Origin of the sequence: Rahnella sp. RcJ3, from assembly GCF_009498575.1 — a bacterium.
In the GTDB taxonomy this organism is placed as follows: Bacteria; Pseudomonadota; Gammaproteobacteria; order Enterobacterales; family Enterobacteriaceae; genus Rahnella; species Rahnella aceris.
The window spans coordinates 130,586-149,475 of the sequence record NZ_QSNX01000009.1 but is presented as its reverse complement, the minus strand read 5'-3'; the positions used below and the strand labels follow the sequence as shown (position 1 = coordinate 149,475).

15 protein-coding genes are annotated in these 18,890 nt (G+C 53.5%); 8 read left to right on the top strand and 7 right to left on the bottom strand.

Annotated elements, in window-relative coordinates:
- Positions 1–35 precede the first annotated feature (35 nt).
- Positions 36–1,379 carry an MFS transporter gene (locus DXU84_RS13695; protein ID WP_015689387.1) on the bottom strand — a complete coding sequence of 448 codons (1,344 nt, stop codon included), beginning with the start codon at positions 1,377–1,379 and terminating at the stop codon, positions 36–38.
- Between the two features lie 551 nt (positions 1,380–1,930).
- On the opposite strand from DXU84_RS13695, the gene garD reads away from it, so the two are divergent.
- The gene (garD, locus tag DXU84_RS13690) at positions 1,931–3,502 is read left to right on the top strand and encodes a galactarate dehydratase (protein ID WP_013573984.1); all 1,572 of its coding nucleotides are present in this window, start codon (positions 1,931–1,933) and stop codon (positions 3,500–3,502) included.
- Positions 3,503–3,573: 71 nt separating this feature from the next.
- Here the strand turns inward: garD and exbD are convergent, their stop codons facing one another.
- Entirely contained in the window at positions 3,574–4,008 is a 435-nt protein-coding gene (exbD, locus tag DXU84_RS13685; protein ID WP_013573983.1) for a TonB system transport protein ExbD, read from the bottom strand.
- A 9-nt stretch (positions 4,009–4,017) separates the two neighbouring features.
- Positions 4,018–4,938, bottom strand: a complete 921-nt coding sequence (gene exbB, locus DXU84_RS13680; RefSeq protein WP_153376057.1) for a tol-pal system-associated acyl-CoA thioesterase — start codon at positions 4,936–4,938, stop codon at positions 4,018–4,020.
- Positions 4,939–5,460: 522 nt separating this feature from the next.
- On the opposite strand from exbB, the gene DXU84_RS13675 reads away from it, so the two are divergent.
- The 5 genes from DXU84_RS13675 (at position 5,461) to DXU84_RS13655 (ending at position 10,560) form a co-directional block, all read left to right on the top strand.
- On the top strand, positions 5,461–6,438 hold the full coding sequence (locus DXU84_RS13675) for a TRAP transporter substrate-binding protein (RefSeq protein WP_013573981.1): 978 nt from the start codon (positions 5,461–5,463) through the stop codon (positions 6,436–6,438).
- 56 nt (positions 6,439–6,494) lie between these two features.
- The gene (locus DXU84_RS13670) at positions 6,495–7,007 is read left to right on the top strand and encodes a TRAP transporter small permease (RefSeq protein ID WP_013573980.1); all 513 of its coding nucleotides are present in this window, start codon (positions 6,495–6,497) and stop codon (positions 7,005–7,007) included.
- Between the two features lie 12 nt (positions 7,008–7,019).
- A complete protein-coding gene (locus tag DXU84_RS13665) occupies positions 7,020–8,312 on the top strand; it encodes a TRAP transporter large permease (protein ID WP_013573979.1) in 1,293 nt (430 codons plus the stop codon).
- Positions 8,313–8,490: 178 nt separating this feature from the next.
- Complete coding sequence (gene metC / locus DXU84_RS13660) at positions 8,491–9,684, top strand: cystathionine beta-lyase (RefSeq protein WP_013573978.1); 1,194 nt, start codon at positions 8,491–8,493, stop codon at positions 9,682–9,684.
- 216 nt (positions 9,685–9,900) lie between these two features.
- Positions 9,901–10,560, top strand: a complete 660-nt coding sequence (locus tag DXU84_RS13655; RefSeq protein WP_013573977.1) for a DedA family protein — start codon at positions 9,901–9,903, stop codon at positions 10,558–10,560.
- A 9-nt stretch (positions 10,561–10,569) separates the two neighbouring features.
- On the opposite strand, the gene DXU84_RS13650 is transcribed toward DXU84_RS13655, so the two are convergent.
- A complete protein-coding gene (locus tag DXU84_RS13650; protein ID WP_013573976.1) occupies positions 10,570–11,505 on the bottom strand; it encodes an AraC family transcriptional regulator in 936 nt (311 codons plus the stop codon).
- Positions 11,506–11,810: 305 nt separating this feature from the next.
- On the opposite strand from DXU84_RS13650, the gene DXU84_RS13645 reads away from it, so the two are divergent.
- Positions 11,811–12,851, top strand: coding sequence for an NAD(P)-dependent alcohol dehydrogenase (locus DXU84_RS13645; protein WP_013573975.1), 1,041 nt, complete (start codon positions 11,811–11,813; stop codon positions 12,849–12,851).
- A 126-nt stretch (positions 12,852–12,977) separates the two neighbouring features.
- Positions 12,978–13,802 carry a 2,5-didehydrogluconate reductase DkgA gene (dkgA, locus tag DXU84_RS13640; RefSeq protein WP_013573974.1) on the top strand — a complete coding sequence of 275 codons (825 nt, stop codon included), beginning with the start codon at positions 12,978–12,980 and terminating at the stop codon, positions 13,800–13,802.
- A gap of 66 nt (positions 13,803–13,868) precedes the next feature.
- On the opposite strand, the gene ftsP is transcribed toward dkgA, so the two are convergent.
- The 3 genes from ftsP to parC form a co-directional block, all read right to left on the bottom strand.
- The gene (ftsP, locus tag DXU84_RS13635) at positions 13,869–15,284 is read right to left on the bottom strand and encodes a cell division protein FtsP (RefSeq protein WP_013573973.1); all 1,416 of its coding nucleotides are present in this window, start codon (positions 15,282–15,284) and stop codon (positions 13,869–13,871) included.
- A 134-nt stretch (positions 15,285–15,418) separates the two neighbouring features.
- A complete protein-coding gene (locus DXU84_RS13630; protein WP_013573972.1) occupies positions 15,419–16,156 on the bottom strand; it encodes a 1-acylglycerol-3-phosphate O-acyltransferase in 738 nt (245 codons plus the stop codon).
- A gap of 217 nt (positions 16,157–16,373) precedes the next feature.
- A complete protein-coding gene (gene parC, locus DXU84_RS13625; protein WP_037034166.1) occupies positions 16,374–18,647 on the bottom strand; it encodes a DNA topoisomerase IV subunit A in 2,274 nt (757 codons plus the stop codon).
- Positions 18,648–18,890: the final 243 nt, after the last annotated feature.

The following is an 18,890-nucleotide window of genomic DNA, read 5'->3' as shown; positions in this document are numbered from 1 at the left end:
GCCGGGATGCCCGGATTACCCCGCATCGCAATTTACTATTTCTTAAGTTCCAGACGTTTGATATCGCCGACCACCAGCAGATAGCAAAGCATCGCCATCAGTGCTGAACAGCCCACAAAAATTAATGCCATATTGAAAGAATGCAGACCTTTCACGATGTAGCCGATCACCAGCGGCGTCACGATGGAGGCCACGTTACCGAACACGTTGAAGATGCCGCCGCACAGACCGATGACTTCTTTTGGCGCAGTATCCGCAATCACTGGCCAGCCGAGCGCTCCGAAGCCTTTACCGAAGAACGCCAGCGCCATCAGGGTGACGACCAGTACGTTATTGTCCGTGTAGTTACACAAAATGATGCTGGTGGCTAATAACATGCCCAGCACGATAGGAATTTTACGCGCCACGGTCAGCGAGTAGCCGCGTCTGATCAGAAAATCTGAGAACACGCCACCCAGCACACCGCCCGCAAAACCACACAGCGCAGGAATTGCGGCAATCATCCCCACTTTAAGAATAGACATGCCCTTTTCCTGAACCAGATAAATCGGGAACCAGGTCAGGAAGAACCACGTAATACTGTTAATGAAATACTGTCCGAAGAAGATCCCAAGCATCATGCGGCTGCTCAGCATCTGACGAACGTAGCTCCATTTCGGGCCACTTTTCGCGCTGTCCGTTTTCTTGTGGTCGATATCAACAACGGCACCGCCGTCTGTCAGATACTCCAGCTCACTTTTAGAAATATGTGGATGTTCCGGCGGGTTGTGAATGAATTTGATCCACACCAGCGTCAGCACAAAACCCAGCACGCCCATCACGATGAAAACATGTTCCCAGCCCCAGGCATAAGTCAGCCAGCCCAGCAAAGGCGAAAACAGTGCCAGTGAGAAATACTGTGCGGAGTTAAAAATCGCGGAAGCCGTGCCGCGTTCAGTGGTCGGGAACCAGGCAGCCACAATACGGGCGTTCGCCGGGAACGATGGAGCTTCGGAGAAACCGAGCATGAAACGCAACATGAACAGCGTCAGTGCGCCGTACGCCAGCGGGAACCAGCCCACAAAACCCTGCAACAGGGTGAACAGCGACCAGAAGAACAGGCTGTAGGTGTACACTTTTTTGGAGCCAAATCTGTCCAGCAGCCAGCCGCCGGGCAATTGCATAATCAGATAAGCCCAGCCGAACGCGGCAAATATTTGTCCCATGTCGGCAGCATCCAGGCCCAGCTCACGCGCGACCTCGGTTCCCGCGATAGAGAGCGTTGCGCGGTCAGCGTAATTCACCGCCGTGATTAAAAAGATAATCAGCAAAATATAGTAACGGATATGGGTCCGTACCTTACTTTGCGCGATTGTCCCGGACTGAGATTGAATGTTCATGGTGACCCTCATTGTCATAATGCGAAAATTTTTCAGGGAGCTCACCGTTATTGAAATAACGTCTTTCGTTCACCTGTGGTTATTCGCCGTACAGCGTCTTAATTCGAAACAGGCAATAAACACTTTATTTATGATCGCCTGAAATTTACCTGTATTACTTTCAACGTCACCTTCAGAGGGCCAATACAGTATAAAAAGGAGGCCACGAAATAACACTGTGCATTCGCCCAAGAATAGCCCCGTTGATTGTGACTATTCTTTTGCATCCACACATCGGTGTGGGAGGAGAATCACAGATTGTGCGGAACCGATAACCGCTCAAATCAAAGGGTGATTTACATCACATTTATTCTGTCACCTGCCACACAGAATGACGTTCATCGGGCAAAAAGCTGGTCAGTTGCACAATGAGGTTGCCGGAAGACTGCCTTATAATGGATGCCATACCCTGTATTACCAGAGCATGTTTACAAGAACATTATTGAGCGTCAACTTCAGATAATTTACCGGAATTTTTTGTTCCGGGATGTTTAATAAACGCGGAGACAGTTATGTCACGTAATAAAGATAAAGAACACGCTACCGAAGCGCTTTTTATTAAAGTTCATGAAAGCGATAACGTGGCGATTATTGTGAATGACAACGGCTTAAAAGCCGGCACCCGATTTGCGAACGGTCTGGAATTAATTGAGCATATTCCGCAAGGCCATAAAGTGGCGTTAGAACCCATTGCTAAAGGCGGCGATATTATTCGTTACGGAGAAGTCATTGGTTATGCCGTACGGGATATCGCGCAGGGCAGCTGGATTGATGAATCCCTGGTGGAATTACCGGTCGCCCCTGAACTTTACAGCCTGCCGCTGGCCACCCGTGTGCCACCCGCGCTGCCACCACTCGAAGGCTATACCTTTGAAGGCTACCGCAATGCCGACGGCAGCGTCGGCACCAAAAATCTGCTGGGAATCACCACCAGTGTGCACTGCGTGGCGGGCGTAGTGGATTACGTAGTGAAAATCATTGAACGTGATTTACTGCCGAAATTCCCCAACGTCGACGGCGTCGTGGCACTGAACCATTTGTACGGTTGCGGTGTGGCGATTAACGCTCCTGCGGCCATTATCCCGATCCGTACCATCCACAATCTGGCGCTGAACCCGAACTTTGGCGGCGAAGTCATGGTGGTCGGTCTGGGCTGTGAGAAGCTGCAACCCGAGCGCCTGCTGGAAGGCACGCCGGATGTGCAGGCGATTTCACTCGATGACACGCACATTGTGCGTTTGCAGGATGAGCAACATGTCGGTTTCCAGTCGATGGTTGACGATATCCTGACGGTCGCACAATTTCATCTGGAACGCCTGAACCGCCGCCAGCGCGAAACCTGTCCGGCTTCCGATCTGGTTGTGGGCACACAATGCGGCGGCAGTGATGCCTTCTCCGGTGTCACCGCCAACCCGGCAGTCGGTTACGCTTCGGATTTGCTGGTGCGCTGCGGTGCAACAGTGATGTTTTCAGAAGTCACAGAAGTGCGCGACGCTATCCATCTGCTGACACCGCGTGCAGCGGACGTCGACGTGGGTAAACGTCTGCTGGAAGAAATGGCCTGGTACGATAATTATCTGTCGCTGGGACAGACCGACCGCAGCGCCAACCCGTCTCCGGGCAACAAAAAAGGCGGTCTGGCTAACGTGGTTGAAAAAGCACTGGGTTCGATTGCTAAATCCGGTACCAGTGCGATTTCAGAAGTGTTGTCTCCGGGACAACGTCCGACCAAAAAAGGCCTGATTTACGCCGCCACACCGGCCAGCGATTTCGTCTGCGGGACACAGCAACTGGCTTCCGGTATTACCGTTCAGGTATTCACCACCGGACGCGGTACGCCATACGGCCTGCTTGCCGTGCCGGTGATTAAAATGGCAACACGTACCACGCTGGCAAACCGCTGGCACGATCTGATGGATATCAATGCCGGGACAATTGCGACCGGTGATGCCACCATCGAGGATGTGGGCTGGGAGTTGTTCCACTTCATTCTGGACATCGCCAGCGGCCGCAAAAAAACCTGGTCAGACACCTGGGGCATCCATAATGCGCTGGCGGTGTTTAACCCGGCGCCGGTAACCTGAGTTACCGTTTTGCGGATAAACGAAAGGCCAGCAATGCTGGCCTTTTTTGTGCGTCTGATTTGATTCACAACTTACTGCGCCGCAGCGGCACCGGTTTGTTCTGCACCCACCAGCCCGACTTTCAGGTAACCGGCTTTACGCAAGTTATCCATCACGCTCATCAGCGTTTCGTAATCGACACTTTTGTCCGCGCGGAAGAAAATCGTACTCTGCTTGTTACCCTGAGTACGCTGATCCAGCATCGCGGTCATATTATCGCTGTTCACGGGCGTGTCGCCGAGGAACAGTTGCTTGTCAGCTTTCACCGACAGGAAAATCGGTTTCTCCGGACGCGGCTGCTGTTTTGCCGTCGAAGCCGGTAAATCCACCCGCACATCAACGGTGGCCAGCGGTGCCGCCACCATGAAGATGATCAGCAATACCAGCATGACGTCGATAAAAGGCGTGACGTTGATGTCATGCATTTCACCACTTTCGTCGATATCGTCGTTTAACCGAATAGCCATAATCTGTTCTTACCCTACGCGTAACTGACCTGTCTGACCGCGTGGCGCATTGCCTTCGCTGGCAGCCAGATCCAAATCACGGCCCTGTAACAGGATAATCTGCGCCGCCACATCGCCTACCTGATGACGGTAAGAGGTGATGGTACGGGCGAAAATATTGTAGATGACCACCGCAGGGATGGCTGCAACCAGACCCACAGCCGTGGCCAGTAAGGCTTCGGCGATACCCGGTGCGACGACCGCCAGATTGGTAGTCTGCGTCTGTGCGATACCGATGAAGCTGTTCATGATGCCCCATACGGTACCGAACAGGCCGACGAAGGGAGAGATTGCTCCGATGGTCGCCAGAATACCGTTGCCACGGCCCATGTAACGACCCGCGGCGCTGACGCGGCGCTCAAGGCGAAAACCGGTACGCTCTTTAATGCCGTTGTTGTCAGTCGATCCGGCAGACAGTTCCAGCTCGTTCTGCGCATCGCGTATCATCTGCGCGCTGATGCTGCTGGCAGCGAAACTTTCAGCCTGCTCGGCGGCTTCGTCCAGCGTACGAACGGAGGACAACGCATCAAATTCACGGCGCATACGGCGTTTGCCCGTGAAGACTTCCGCACCCTTGCTGAATAACAATGCCCAGGTGACCACAGAAGCCAGCAGCAGACCGATCATGACGGTCTTCACCACCACATCAGCGTGATGGTACATGCCCATAACAGACAAATCGGTTGGGATCACGGGTGCCGCCTCTGCTGGCGCGGGTTGCATCACCGGAGCTGGCGTTGCGTCACCGGTAGCCGGTGCGTCAGCCGTTGCAGGTTGAGTTGCTGCAGAATTGACGGCTTGTCCCGCAGGCGTCGCAGGTGCTGCCATCGCGTTGCCGCTCAGACCAGCAACCAACATTAACGACATCAGTAATGAGGTCGCCTCTTTCATCTTATTGCGAGCCGTTTTCACGCGTCGCCTCCAGCCAGAATCAGTGTGTAGAAGGAATGAATAACGCCGAATGATATCAAAGAAAAAGGCCTAATTGATAGTCGTTCTCATTATTATTTACATTGTCCCGCCTGCCGCCCGACGTGTCATTGACAGATGACAAGGTTTTTCCTGTTTGTACAAAGGTTGAACAATTTAACCTCCGTCACACTTTCAAAAAAAATCACACAGTAAATCAATCATCTGAGCTTCATTACTCAAGTTAAAACAACGTTTTAAATATTAAGCAACAGCTTTTTACATTTGTTACGAGTTTGTGATAACGCTCAAATACCGCACAACAAAAAATAGGATAAAGTGCATTCACTGGCGAAGACCTCACACCGGCACGTCATGCATCCCTATCATTTAAAAGCTTATTCAGACATTTTTCAAAATGAACCGGCAACGCCTCTGCGCCCGTCCTGTTCGATACTTGTTCACATTTATCTTTCCCTTACCGAGTACCCTGGAGACAAACTGATGAAAATGCAAAAAGCACTTCTCAGCCTTTGCCTGAGTTCCGCGACCCTCTTATTTACGCATGGCGTGTCAGCACAAACGCTGAAAGCCGCCGACGTGCATCCGCAAGGCTATCCCAACGTGGTCGCCGTCCAGCACATGGGCGAAAAACTGCAAAAGCAAACAGACGGACGCCTCGAAATTAAAACGTTTCCGGGCGGCGTTCTGGGAGATGAAAAGCAGGAAATTGAACAGGCGCAGCTCGGTGCGCTGGATATCATCCGTGTGTCGATGACGCCGGTTGCTTCGATTTTGCCAGAAATTAATGTCTTCACCCTGCCCTATATTTTCCGCGACGAAGACCATATGCACAAAGTGCTCGACGGTCAGATCGGTAAAGAAATCGGCGATAAAATCACCAATAATCCGAATTCGCGACTGGTTTTTCTCGGCTGGATGGATGGCGGGACGCGTAACCTGATCACCAAAAAACCGGTGGTGAAACCGGAAGATTTGCACGGCATGAAAATCCGCGTACAGGGCAGTCCGATTGCGCTGGCAACGCTGAAAGCGATGGGTGCCAATCCGGTGGCGATGGGCGTCAGTGAAGTGTTCAGCGGCATGCAGACCGGCGTCATTGACGGCACCGAAAACAACCCGCCAACCTTTGTCGCCCATAACTACCTGCCGGTAGTGAAAAACTACACCTACAGCCGCCATTTCATCATCCCGGAGCTGTTCCTGTATTCAAAAGTGAAATGGGACAAACTGAAACCGGAAGACCAGCAGTTAATCCTCAAACTGGCGAAAGAAGCACAGGACGAACAGCGCGAACTGTGGAAAGCCTATAACGAGAAAGCCCTCGCCACGATGAAAGCGGGCGGCGTGAAATTCTATGAGATTGATCCCGCGACGTATGTCAAAGCCACGCAATCCGTGCGCGATGAATTCGGCAAAGACCATCAGGATCTGATGCAGCAAATCGCTGACGTGAAGTAAACCCTGACACCGGCAGCCTGCGGGCTGCTTCTTTCTGATCTTTCGCCGGGGGATTTATGGTTTCGAGTTATCACACCCTGATGGACATTCTTTACCGCTGCGCGATGTGGATCGCGGGCATCGCGTTGCTGCTGATGGTGGCGGTGATCCCGGTTGGGATCTTTGCCCGTTACGTGATGAACAGCGCCCTGTCGTGGCCGGAGCCGATCGCGATTATGTGCATGGTGACGTTCACCTTTATCGGAGCCGCTGTCAGTTACCGCGCTGGTTCACACATCGTCGTTGCGATGGTCACTGACCGCCTGCCACCTGCGCTGAAAAAATTCTCTGCCCTGTTGGCTGACCTGATGATGCTGGCCATCAGCGTGTTTATTTTCTGGTACAGCCTGCAATTGTGCAGTGAACTCTGGCAACAGCCGGTGGCGGAATTCCCGCTGCTGACCGCCGGACAGACCTATCTGCCGCTACCTATAGGTTCTGCACTGACGTTGTTATTCATCATTGAGCAGATCATTGCCGGCCCGCAACATCAGCGGCCTGTGGTGATGCTGGGCAATTCTGACGCCTGACCGGAGCCTGTTATGGATGCATTAATCTTGTTGTTAACGCTGGCGGTGATGCTGGCGATTGGCGTGCCGGTCGCTTACGCCGTCGGGCTGAGCGCGCTGGCAGGAGCCTGGTGGATTGACCTGCCGTTTGAAGCGCTGATGATCCAGCTGACCAACGGCGTGAACAAATTTTCACTGCTGGCGATCCCGTTCTTTATTCTGGCAGGCGCGATCATGGCCGAAGGAGGGATCGCCCGCAGGCTGGTCAGTTTTGCCTACATCTTTGTCGGGTTTATCCGCGGCGGGCTGTCGCTGGTGAACATTGTGGCCTCAACCTTTTTTGGCGCGATCTCCGGTTCTTCCGTGGCGGATACCGCCTCAATCGGCTCGGTGATGATCCCGGAAATGGAGAAGAAAGGTTATCCGCGTGACTTTGCGGCGGCAGTCACCGCCAGCGGCTCGGTACAGGCGATCCTGACGCCACCCAGCCACAACTCGGTGATTTACTCGCTGGCGACCGGCGGTACGGTGTCGATTGCCGCGCTGTTCATCGCCGGTATTTTGCCCGGTTTACTGCTCAGCCTGACGCTGATGGTGATGTGCGTGGTGTTTGCTCACAAACGCGGTTACCCGAAAGGTGAGCGCGTGCCGTTCCGCCAGGCGCTGAAGATTTTTATCGACACGCTGTGGGGGCTGATGACCATCGTGATCATCATGGGCGGCATTCTCAGCGGGATATTTACCGCGACGGAATCCGCAGCGATCGCGTGTTTGTGGTCATTCTTCGTCACCATGTTTATCTACCGCGATTACAAGTGGAGCGAACTGCCGAAACTGATGTATCGCACGGTGAAAACCGTCAGCATCGTGATGATCCTGATAGGGTTTGCCGCCAGTTTTGGCGCAGTCATGACTTACATGCAGTTGCCGATGCGCATCACCGAATTCTTCACCTCGATCTCTGACAACAAGTACGTGATCCTTATGTGGATCAACATCATGCTGCTGGTGATCGGCACACTGATGGACATGGCGCCGATCATCCTGATCCTGACGCCGGTGCTGTTGCCGGTGGTGTTATCGCTCGGCATCGACCCGGTGCATTTCGGCATGATCATGCTGGTGAATCTGGGGATTGGCCTGATCACCCCGCCGGTCGGCTCGGTGCTGTTTGTGGCCAGCGCGGTGAGTAAACAGAGCATCGAAAAAGTGGTGAAAGCCATGCTGCCGTTCTACTGCGTGCTGTTCGTGGTGCTGATGCTGGTGACCTATATTCCGACCATTTCGCTGTTCCTGCCCAAACTGTTTGGCGTTTATACCGGCTGATGCCCAAAACTCGTTTCTCCCTTGCCCGTCGTGACGACGGGCTTTTTTTTGGCCGTGCTGCTGAAATTTTCTCATCCACCCGCCAAAAGCCTGATCCCTGAAATTCATCATGTTAAGTTAATGACATATCGGCGGATGCAGAGAGCACCGCGCTATAAAACAGGGTGAAATACGGATTATGTCGTCTAAGAAAATTGAAACCGCGCTGGTCAGCGCCGGACGGGACAAGAAATTCACGCAGGGTTCAGTGAATGCCGTGATCCAGCGCGCCTCATCGCTGGTGTTTGAAACCGTGGCGGATAAAAAACACGCCACCGCTAACCGCGCCAACGGCGAACTATTTTACGGTCGTCGTGGCACCCTGACGCATTTCTCATTCCAGGAAGCGATGGTGGAGCTGGAAGGCGGCGCAGGTTGCGCGCTGTATCCTTGTGGCGCGGCGGCAGTCAGTAACGCCGTACTCTCATTTGTCAGCAGCGGCGACCACATTCTGGTGGCCGGTTCAGCCTACGAACCGACGCAGGATTTCTGCGAAAAAGTGCTGAAAAAACTCGGCGTATCTACCACCTATTTTCCGGCCAATATCGGCGCGGGGTTAGGCTCGCTGATGCAACCCAACACCAGAGTGGTGTTCCTGGAATCGCCGGGTTCAATCACCCTGGAAGTCCCGGACATTCCGGCGATGGTGAAAGCCGTGCGGGCCGTGAATCCAGACGTCGTCATCATGATCGACAACACATGGGCGGCGGGCATTCTGTTTAAAGCGCTGGAATTCGATATCGATATTTCGATTCAGGCAGGCACCAAATATATCGTCGGTCATTCTGATGCGATGATTGGCACCGCCGTTTCTAATGAACGTTGCTGGGTGCAACTGCGGGAACACTCATATCTGATGGGCCAGATGGTCGATGCTGATACCGCGTATGTCGCCAGCCGCGGTTTACGCACCATGGGCGTGCGGCTGAAACAGCATGCAGAAAGTAGTCTCCGCATTGCGCGGTGGCTGGCAGAGCGGCCGGAAGTGGCGGTGGTCAACCATCCGGCATTACCCGGCAGCAAAGGCCATGAATTCTGGAAACGTGATTTCAGCGGCAGTTGCGGCCTGTTCTCTTTCGTGCTGAAACAGCGCCTGAGCAAACAGCAACTTTCCGACTATCTCGATCACTTCGCACATTTCAGCATGGCCTATTCCTGGGGCGGTTTTGAATCACTGGTTTTAGCCAATCAGCCGGAAGAAATTCAGGCGATACGTCCGGCAGAAACCGTGGATTTCAGCGGTACTCTGGTGCGGTTGCATATCGGGCTGGAAAATTGTGACGACCTGATCGCCGATCTTTCAACAGCCTTTGAACGGATTGCGACATCCTGAACCGCACAGATTGCGACACACCGCGCAGATCGGTAAGGTGTGTGACGTATTTTCGTTCGCAAAATGAGAATAATCTGTAAGCTCTACTTTTAGCTCCGGTAAATTTACGCCGGAGCATTCTGTCTTTTTCACAGTGTCCTCAGATCAACGTCTTCCGGCGCAAATCGCGGTACACTGGCAAGTGACAGTTTTTAATGAACAGAAACAGGACAGAATATGGCAGTTATTTGCGACATTTTTCATGCGCTCTGGCGACATGATTTTATTATGCTCGCCGACCCGAAACTTCTCTGGGTTATTTACGCTGTTCTGTTCGCCACGCTTTTTCTCGAAAACGGGCTGCTTCCCGCCGCTTTCCTGCCCGGCGACAGCTTATTGCTGCTGACCGGCGCGCTTATCGCCAAAGGCGTCATGAGCTTCTTCCCGACCCTGATTATCCTGGTGACCGCTGCCAGCCTGGGCTGCTGGCTGAGCTATATTCAGGGGCGCTGGCTCGGACATACCCGCTTGGTAAAAGGCTGGCTGTTACAGCTTCCGGCGCATTATCATCAGCGCGCACATCAGATGTTTACCCAACACGGGCTGATGGCTTTACTGGTGGGCCGTTTTCTGGCGTTTATCCGCACCCTGCTGCCGACGATGGCGGGCATCTCCGGTCTGAACAACGCCCGCTTCCAGTTCTTCAACTGGCTGAGCGCCATTTTGTGGGTCGGCGGAGTAATCACCATCGGTTTTGCGCTGAGCCACATTCCGGTGGTTAAACGCCATGAAGATCAGGTTATGGCGGGGCTGATGATTTTACCGGTTCTGTTGCTGGTGATGGGGCTGGCTGGCGGACTGGTGGTGGTGTGGAAGAAACGCAAATGCCGGGCCTGAACACGCGGTTCAGGCTTTAAATGCCACATCGGCTAACGCCAGCACACCGGAACTCCCTTCGCGCAGACGTGCCATCTCATCACTCGGCGTGACGCCAAAATAGCGCTTAAATTCACGACTGAATTGTGACGCGCTTTCATACCCGACCTGCAGTGCCGCCACACTGGCTTTCACACCATCAAAAATCATCAGCGTACGCGCACGATGCAGACGATAGGTTTTCAGATACTGCAGCGGCGACGTGCTGGTCACGGCTTTGAAGTTATGGTGAAACGCAGAAATACTCATGTTCACTTCGCTGGCCAGCGCTTCCACACTAAGATTGTCGGCGTACTGCGCTTCAATCCGGCGCAGGGATTTAGCAATCTGGCTGAAATGGGTATGACGGTTGACCAGCGCCTGTAACGCCCCGCCATTTTCGCTGGTCAGAACAAAGAACAGGATTTCGCGGATAATCTTCGGCCCAAGAATGCGGGCATGCAGCGGTTTATCCATCACATCCAGCAGACGCTCTGTGGCACACAGAATATCGCCATCCAGCACGCCGGAGTTGATACCGGTTGAAGGTTCTTTCTGACGCACCACGCTTTCGTCGCCCATATCCATCAGTAAATCCTGCAACATCAGGTTATCAATACTGATCTGGATACCGGCCAGCGGCTCTTCGGGGCTGCTGAACGTTTCACATTCGAAAGGCAACGGCACGGTCAGCATCAGATAATTGTGCGGATCGTAGGAAAAGGTTTTCTTGCCCAGATAACCCACTTTGCGTCCCTGAAAAAGGATCACGATGCCGGGATTGTACAAAACCGGCTGGCGCGGATGGTAACGCGTGGTGTACATCAGCGTCACCTGCGGTACCGCCGACGGCGTCAGGTTTTTATCTCCGCTGAGCCGGGCGACTCTGGCTGCCATGCGGGTGCACAGGCTGTTCACGTTTTCCATCATTCCGCTCCACACATTCATTAAACTGACATTGATTTTGCCATAACACCCTACGTTCCTACAGAGAGAAGCAGAATCAGGCAAGACTCTCGCAGAAATGGGCATCATCCTGTTGCGCATTTTCTCTTACAGTTAATGTCGCCTTCCGCAGGGGGACACACCTGCATAAACGCGATGAACTGCTAGTCTGTATGAACGCACTTTTCATTCGCTGATCGTGAGCGACCTTCGTTCGCCGATTCATTTTTCTGATAACTTCTTATTTCAATTCATTATTTGTCTAACCCGAAAGTTCGGAGGATTGTATGTCTGCACCTGTTGCTGCTGAAAACACCTTTAACGCCTGGGCCGCTGCCGGCCCGAACCAGCCACTGGAAGCATTTGCTTTCGACGCAGGTCCGATTGGCGATGAAGAAATTGAAGTCGCGATTGATTACTGCGGCGTCTGTCATTCAGATCTGTCTATGCTCAATAACGACTGGGGTATCACGCAGTATCCGTTCGTACCAGGCCATGAAGTGGTCGGTAAAATCGTCAAAATAGGTAATCATGCGCAGAACAAAGGACTGAAAGTCGGCCAGATTGTCGGCGTGGGCTGGAACCGTGGCAGTTGCATGCATTGCCATCCTTGTATGTCCGGCGATCAGCACCTTTGTCATGACGTGGAAGCCACCATCATCGGCCATCACGGCGGCTTCGCTGACCGCATCCGCAGCCACTGGGCGTGGGCGATCCCGCTGCCGGAAGGCGTGGATATCACCAGCGCCGGTCCGCTGTTCTGTGGCGGTATCACCGTCTTCAACCCGCTGCTGCAGTTTGGCGTACTGCCAACTCACCGCGTCGGTGTGATTGGTATCGGCGGTTTAGGTCATATGGCGCTGCGCTTCCTGAATGCATGGGGCTGCGAAGTCACCGCCTTTACGTCATCACTGGCTAAACGTGACGAAGCGATTTCACTTGGCGCGCACCGCGTTATCGCCACCCGAGACAGCGAAGAACTGAAGAAAATCGCCGGTCAGCTGGACTTTATTATGGTGACAGCCAATGCCTCGCTGGACTGGGACGCCATTCTCGGCGCGCTGGCACCCAAAGGCCGTCTGCACTTTGTGGGTGTGGTGCCCGAAGCCGTACCGCTGCATGTGATGGCGCTTATCAGCAAACAGGCAGAAATTTCCGGTTCACCGACCGGTGCCCCTTCCCGTCTTGCCGACATGCTGGCGTTCTGCGCCCGTCATGGCATTACCCCGCAGGTTGAGCACTTCCCGCTGAGTAAAATCAATGACGCGGTGGAGCATCTGCATGAAGGGAAAGCGCGCTACCGCGTGGTACTGGATATGCATGCTTAGGTATTTTTTACACTTAAAATAAGTAGCCTGCTCAGCAAGATGCCGTTTCGTTAACTAGACTTAACGTCAATCCCTACACGGTGCCCGTGCATTCCGGCGGGCACTCTGCCCTGAAAGGAGAAACTCATGGCAACGCAACCCATCATCAAACTTCACGATGGCAATCTGATGCCTCAGTTAGGACTTGGCGTATGGAAAGCCAGTAATCAGGAAGCCACCAGTGCGGTGAAAACGGCGATTGAAACCGGCTATCGCCACATCGATACCGCCGCCATCTACAAAAATGAGGAAGGCGTCGGCGAAGCAATTGCTGCTAACCTGGTTCCGCGTGAAGAGCTGTTTATTACCACTAAGCTGTGGAATGACGATCAGCTAAACGCGCCACAGGCGCTGGAAACCAGCCTTAAAAAGCTGAAAACTGATTATGTCGACTTGTACCTGATCCACTGGCCACAACCGGCCCAGGGGCATTATGTCGATGCCTGGAAAGCCCTGCTGAAACTCAAAGAGCAAGGGTTGGCGAAAAGTGTCGGCGTGTGTAATTTCCCGCTGCAACACTTACAGAAGCTGAAAGACGAAACCGGTATTTTCCCTGCTGTGAATCAGATTGAGTTACACCCGCTGATGCAACAGCGCCAGTTGCACACCTGGAATGCCACCCACACCATCGCCACTGAATCCTGGAGCCCGCTGGCGCAGGGCGGCGAAGGGGTATTTGATCAGCCGCTGATCCAGAAACTGGCAGAAAAATATGACAAAACACCTGCGCAGATTGTCATCCGCTGGCATCTGGATAACGGACTGATTGTTATCCCGAAATCGGTGACACCTAAACGTATCCGTGAAAACTTCGACGTGTTTGACTTTAAACTGGAGAAGGAAGAACTGGCGGAAGTCACCAAGCTGGATAAAGAGCACCGTCTGGGGCCGGATCCGGAAAAAGGCCTGTAAGCCATTCAGTCAATGTCATAACGCAAAAACCCGCCATGGCGGGTTTTTTTATGTAGCAGAACAACGTTACATCGACGGCTGAACCAGCATATTTCCCGCTGAGCCACGGTCAGCCAGTTCCAGCGCTCCGCTGCGGTAGACAAACGGGAAATGCTCATAGGAAGGCTGATTGAAATACACCAGTAATTCGACATCGCCATCCACCCAGACCGTGTCTTTGAATCCGGCATCTTCCACCAGCGGTGCCGCACCGTTGACGCTTTTCACCAGGAAGGACACGCCTTCTGCATGGAATGTCTGCGGCATGTCCGCATGAACGGTCCAGCGTTCCCATGTGCCCTGTTGCGCAGTCAGGTCGATACGGTTGATATCCCACATCGCGCCGTTGATTCCCGGCTCACTGTCACCGAGACGCAAATCACGGGTGCGGACAACGTTACCGGAGAGGATCTGATCGGCCAGCAAACGCATCGGCAGATTATCCGTCACCAGCGGCAACAAGCCGGTCGGTTTCAGCGTCAACACGATCGTCGACACCAGAATGCTCGAGGGTTCAAACAGGCCACGCAGTCTGTCCATCACGCCTGCGGCTTCACCGGCAGTAATCGACACTTCTTCGCCCTGCGACATATCCACCAGCACTTCGCGGCGTTCTCCCGGTCCGAGCGACAGACGTTTAACGGTCATTGGCGCAGGCAGAAAACCAAGATCGGAAGCCACGACGTGAAACGCGCGGTTATCAGTCATGCTCAGTTCGTAACGGCGGGCATTCGATGCATTCAGCAGGCGCAGACGCACCCAGCCTCGCGAAACCTCGACATAAGGACTTTGCACACCGTTTACCAGCATGGTGTCACCGAAGAACCCGCCTGACGCTGGCGTGTCATATTGCGGCACACCGAACCCATCCAGACGCTTGTCCTGAATGATAATCGGGAAATCATCCACGCCGTAGTGATTCGGTAACGGCAGATTCTTACTGACTTCATCCTCAACAATCCACATCCCCGCCAGCCCGTTATAAACGTGTGGCGCCATGCGGTTGGGGGTATTGGCGTGATACCAGCAGGTGGCCGCCGCCTGACGAATAGGCAATACCGGAGACCAGTCCACGCCTGGCTGCATCAGACGTGCTGCGCCACCGGTTAACGTTCCTGGTTCAAGCAGGCCGCTGACGGTCATAGAAACCGGTTCAGCCAGACGGTTGCTGTAAATAAGTTTGACGTCATCGCCGCTGTGCACTTTGACGGTCGGGCCGAGGTACATGCCATTAATGCCCCAGACCGGTGCCTTTGCGCCCCCCAGGAATGACCAGTGCGCGGCCTGCAACGTCAGAAACAGCGGTTGCCCGCGGCGCGATTCAAGCAACGGGGGAACAGGTAATGCCGGTTGCGAACCACTCGCTTCTGCTTTTAAAGGCAGAGCACCTGCGGCAAGAGCCACGCCGGAGGCTTGCAGGAACGAGCGACGACTGAGTGACATATCTTCTCCATGAAAACGAACCATAAACTGTATTGAACGCCGCCGCCATCAATGGCAGCGGGAAGAATCCCCGTCATACTTCAGGCTGCAGGTGCGTTGGCAACTCGAATTATTTAGTGGATTTATAAATAGTATTATTTTTTTGCGGCGGCTTCGCGCTGTGCCACTTCGGCATCCAGTTCGGCGATTTTGTCCGCCATGATCTGACGGCAATGCTCGGACAATTCACGCAGGCGTTCTTTGGTGTAACCACTGGTGTCGATCGGTGGCAAAATTTCGACAATCACCAGCCCGTTAGACCAGCGGTTTAATTTCACCTTGTTGCTGGTGTTCGATACACAAATCGGCACAATCGGCACGCCGGCAGCAATCGCCGCATGGAAAGCGCCGGTTTTGAATGGCATCAGACCACGACCACGGCTGCGCGTCCCTTCGGGGAACATCCAGATCGACAGATTCTTTTTCTTAATCTGGGCCACCACCTGAGAAATAGTACCGTGCGCTTTGGCGCGGTTATCACGGTCAATCAGCAGGTTGCCCGTCAGCCAGTAAAGCTGACCAAAGAACGGGATCCAGGCCAGGCTTTTTTTGCCGACGGTCACCGTACCGGGCATGACGACGGACGAAGCCGTCACCATGTCGTAATTGTTTTGATGGTTGGCAATATAAATACAGTTGCCGTTATTCACTGCTTCTGCAGGAATACGTTTTTCAACACGAAGACCAAATACCGGTGCCAGACGACCAAACAGCTTACCGAAAGTCGACACATGTTTCGGGTTCCGCGGACTGAAAAGACAGTAGATGCAACCAAAGACACTGACCAGAATCGAGTAAATCACCACGATAATCAGACGCAAAATAAATAACATAACATCCTCTTAAAACTACAGCCGAAGCCGGTAAGAAACCTGTGCAGTTTCGCTCCCTGTGCGGTGAACTATTCTCAAGCCTCATTCAACACTGCACAACGGTTTTATTAATACAAATGTAAAATCTTTGCACTGCGCGACAGTCTCAGACCACTGAATTCCATCGAAAGATTTCAGGGCACAAATGTGCCCTGACTTTTGCCGATTAACAGCGGTCTTATTCTTCGCTGTCACCGCCGCTGATGCGAACAGGTGAATCGACTTCAACACGATCGATACGTTGCAGCCCGCGCGGCAGAAGCGTTCCTTTGCGGCCACGTTCGGCACGGAATTTCTGCAGGTCTTCCGGACGGAGAACCAGCTTACGTTTACCGACATGCAGCGTGATCGACGTTTGCGGTGGCAGAACCAGCAACCACGCCAGTTTATCTTCGCCACTGGCCGCCTGCGCTGCCGGAATTGAAACAATTTTGTTACCCTTGCCTTTCGACAACTGTGGCAGATCCGCCACCGGGAACAGCAACATACGTCCCGCTGCAGTAATCGACAACAGCATATCGTCACTGCCATGAAGTTCCATTGGCGTGAAGGCTTTGGCGTTATCCGGCAAGGTAATCATCGCTTTACCGGCACGGTTACGGGCCACTAAATCGTTGAAAGTACAAACGAAGCCATAACCGGCATCCGATGCCATCAGCAGTTTCTGGTCGTCCGCCGCCATCAGTACGTGCTCGATGGTTGCGCCTGGCGGTGGTGTCAGTTTACCGGTCAGCGGTTCACCCTGGCCGCGCGCAGAAGGCAGCGTGGTCGGATCGAGCGCATAACTGCGGCCGGTGGAGTCCATAAACACCACGGGCTGATTGCTCTTGCCTTTGGCCGCAGCGCGGAAACTGTCACCGGCTTTGTAACTCAGGCCGGAAGCATCGATGTCGTGGCCTTTGGCGCTGCGCACCCAGCCTGATTCTGACAACACGATGGTCACCGGCTCAGACGGAATAAAATCGTGCTCGCTCATCGCCCTGGCTTCTTCACGCTCAGTGATCGGCGAACGTCGCTCGTCACCAAAGGCTTCGGCATCCGCCTGAATCTCTTTGCGGATCAGCGTGCTGAGTTTACGTTCTGACGCCAGCAACGCCTGCAACTGATCGCGCTCTTTCGCCAGTTCATCCTGCTCACCACGGATTTTAGTTTCTTCGAGTTTCGCCAAATGGCGCAATTTCAACTCAAGGATAGCTTCAGCTTGCGTATCTGACAGTTCGAAACGCTGCATCAGTACCGGTTTCGGCTCATCTTCCGTACGGATGATGTGGATCACCTCATCGATATTAAGGAACGCGGTCAGCAAACCTTCGAGGATATGCAGGCGTTTCAGCACTTTATCAAGGCGGAAGTTCAGACGACGGCGTACGGTATCGCGGCGGTAAGCCAGCCACTCCGTCAGGATCTCAAGCAGCCCTTTGACCTGCGGACGATGATCAAGACCGATCATGTTCATGTTAATGCGGTAGCTGCGTTCCAGATCGGTAGTCGCAAACAGGTGATTCATCACCTGATCCAGATCGATACGGTTGGAGCGCGGCACGACGACCAGGCGGGTCGGGTTCTCATGATCTGATTCATCACGCAGGTCTTCAACCATTGGCAGCTTTTTGGCACGCATCTGGCTGGCAATTTGCTCCAGCACTTTCGCGCCGGAAACCTGATGCGGTAGCGCAGTGATCACCGCACTGCCGTCTTCTTTGTGCCAGACCGCACGCATGCGCACCGAGCCTTTACCCGACTCGTACATTTTGCGAATTTCATTGCGCGGCGTAATGATTTCAGCTTCTGTCGGGAAATCAGGCCCCTGAACGAATTCCAGCAGATCTTCGAGCGAGCTGTTCGGTTTCTCAAGTAATGCCACCGCAGCGGCAGCCACTTCACGGATGTTGTGCGGCGGAATATCGGTCGCCATCCCGACCGCGATGCCGGTCGTACCGTTAAGCAGAATATTCGGCAGACGCGCAGGCAGCATTTTCGGCTCCTGCATGGTGCCGTCAAAGTTCGGCACATAATCAACCGTGCCCTGACCTAATTCACGTAACAGAACTTCGGCATATTTTGACAGGCGCGATTCGGTATAACGCATCGCGGCGAAGGATTTCGGGTCATCCGGCGCGCCCCAGTTTCCCTGCCCGTCAACCAGCGGATAGCGGTAAGAGAATGGCTGCGCCATCAGCACCATGGCTTCGTAGCAGGCGCTGTCGCCATGCGGATGATATTTACCCAGCACGTCACCGACGGTACGCGCGGATTTTTTGAATTTGGCGTTATTACTCAGGCCCAGCTCGGACATCGCGTAAATAATACGACGCTGCACCGGCTTGAGCCCGTCACCGATAAACGGCAGCGCGCGGTCCATGATGACGTACATGGAATAGTTGAGATAGGCGTTCTCAGTAAACGTGTGCAGAGCTAAACGTTCTGTTCCGTCATGAGTCATTTCGCTCATTGATGTTTAATCCTCAGACCCGTGGCGTTATCGTTTTGGAAATTAAGGAAGCTTGCACCCGCAGGCGCGCGATGTCCGCTGCCGCGAGGCAATGATGTTCGCGATAGTACATCATCTGCCGTATGACTGTCACAGTTGCTGTGTTCATGCCTTATTTTTAAACAGTTTTTGCACAACAAACTGGTTAAATTGCCGCGCTCTTTCTTCAATTATTGCATCTGAGTCAATAGTCTTGTGCGCAAT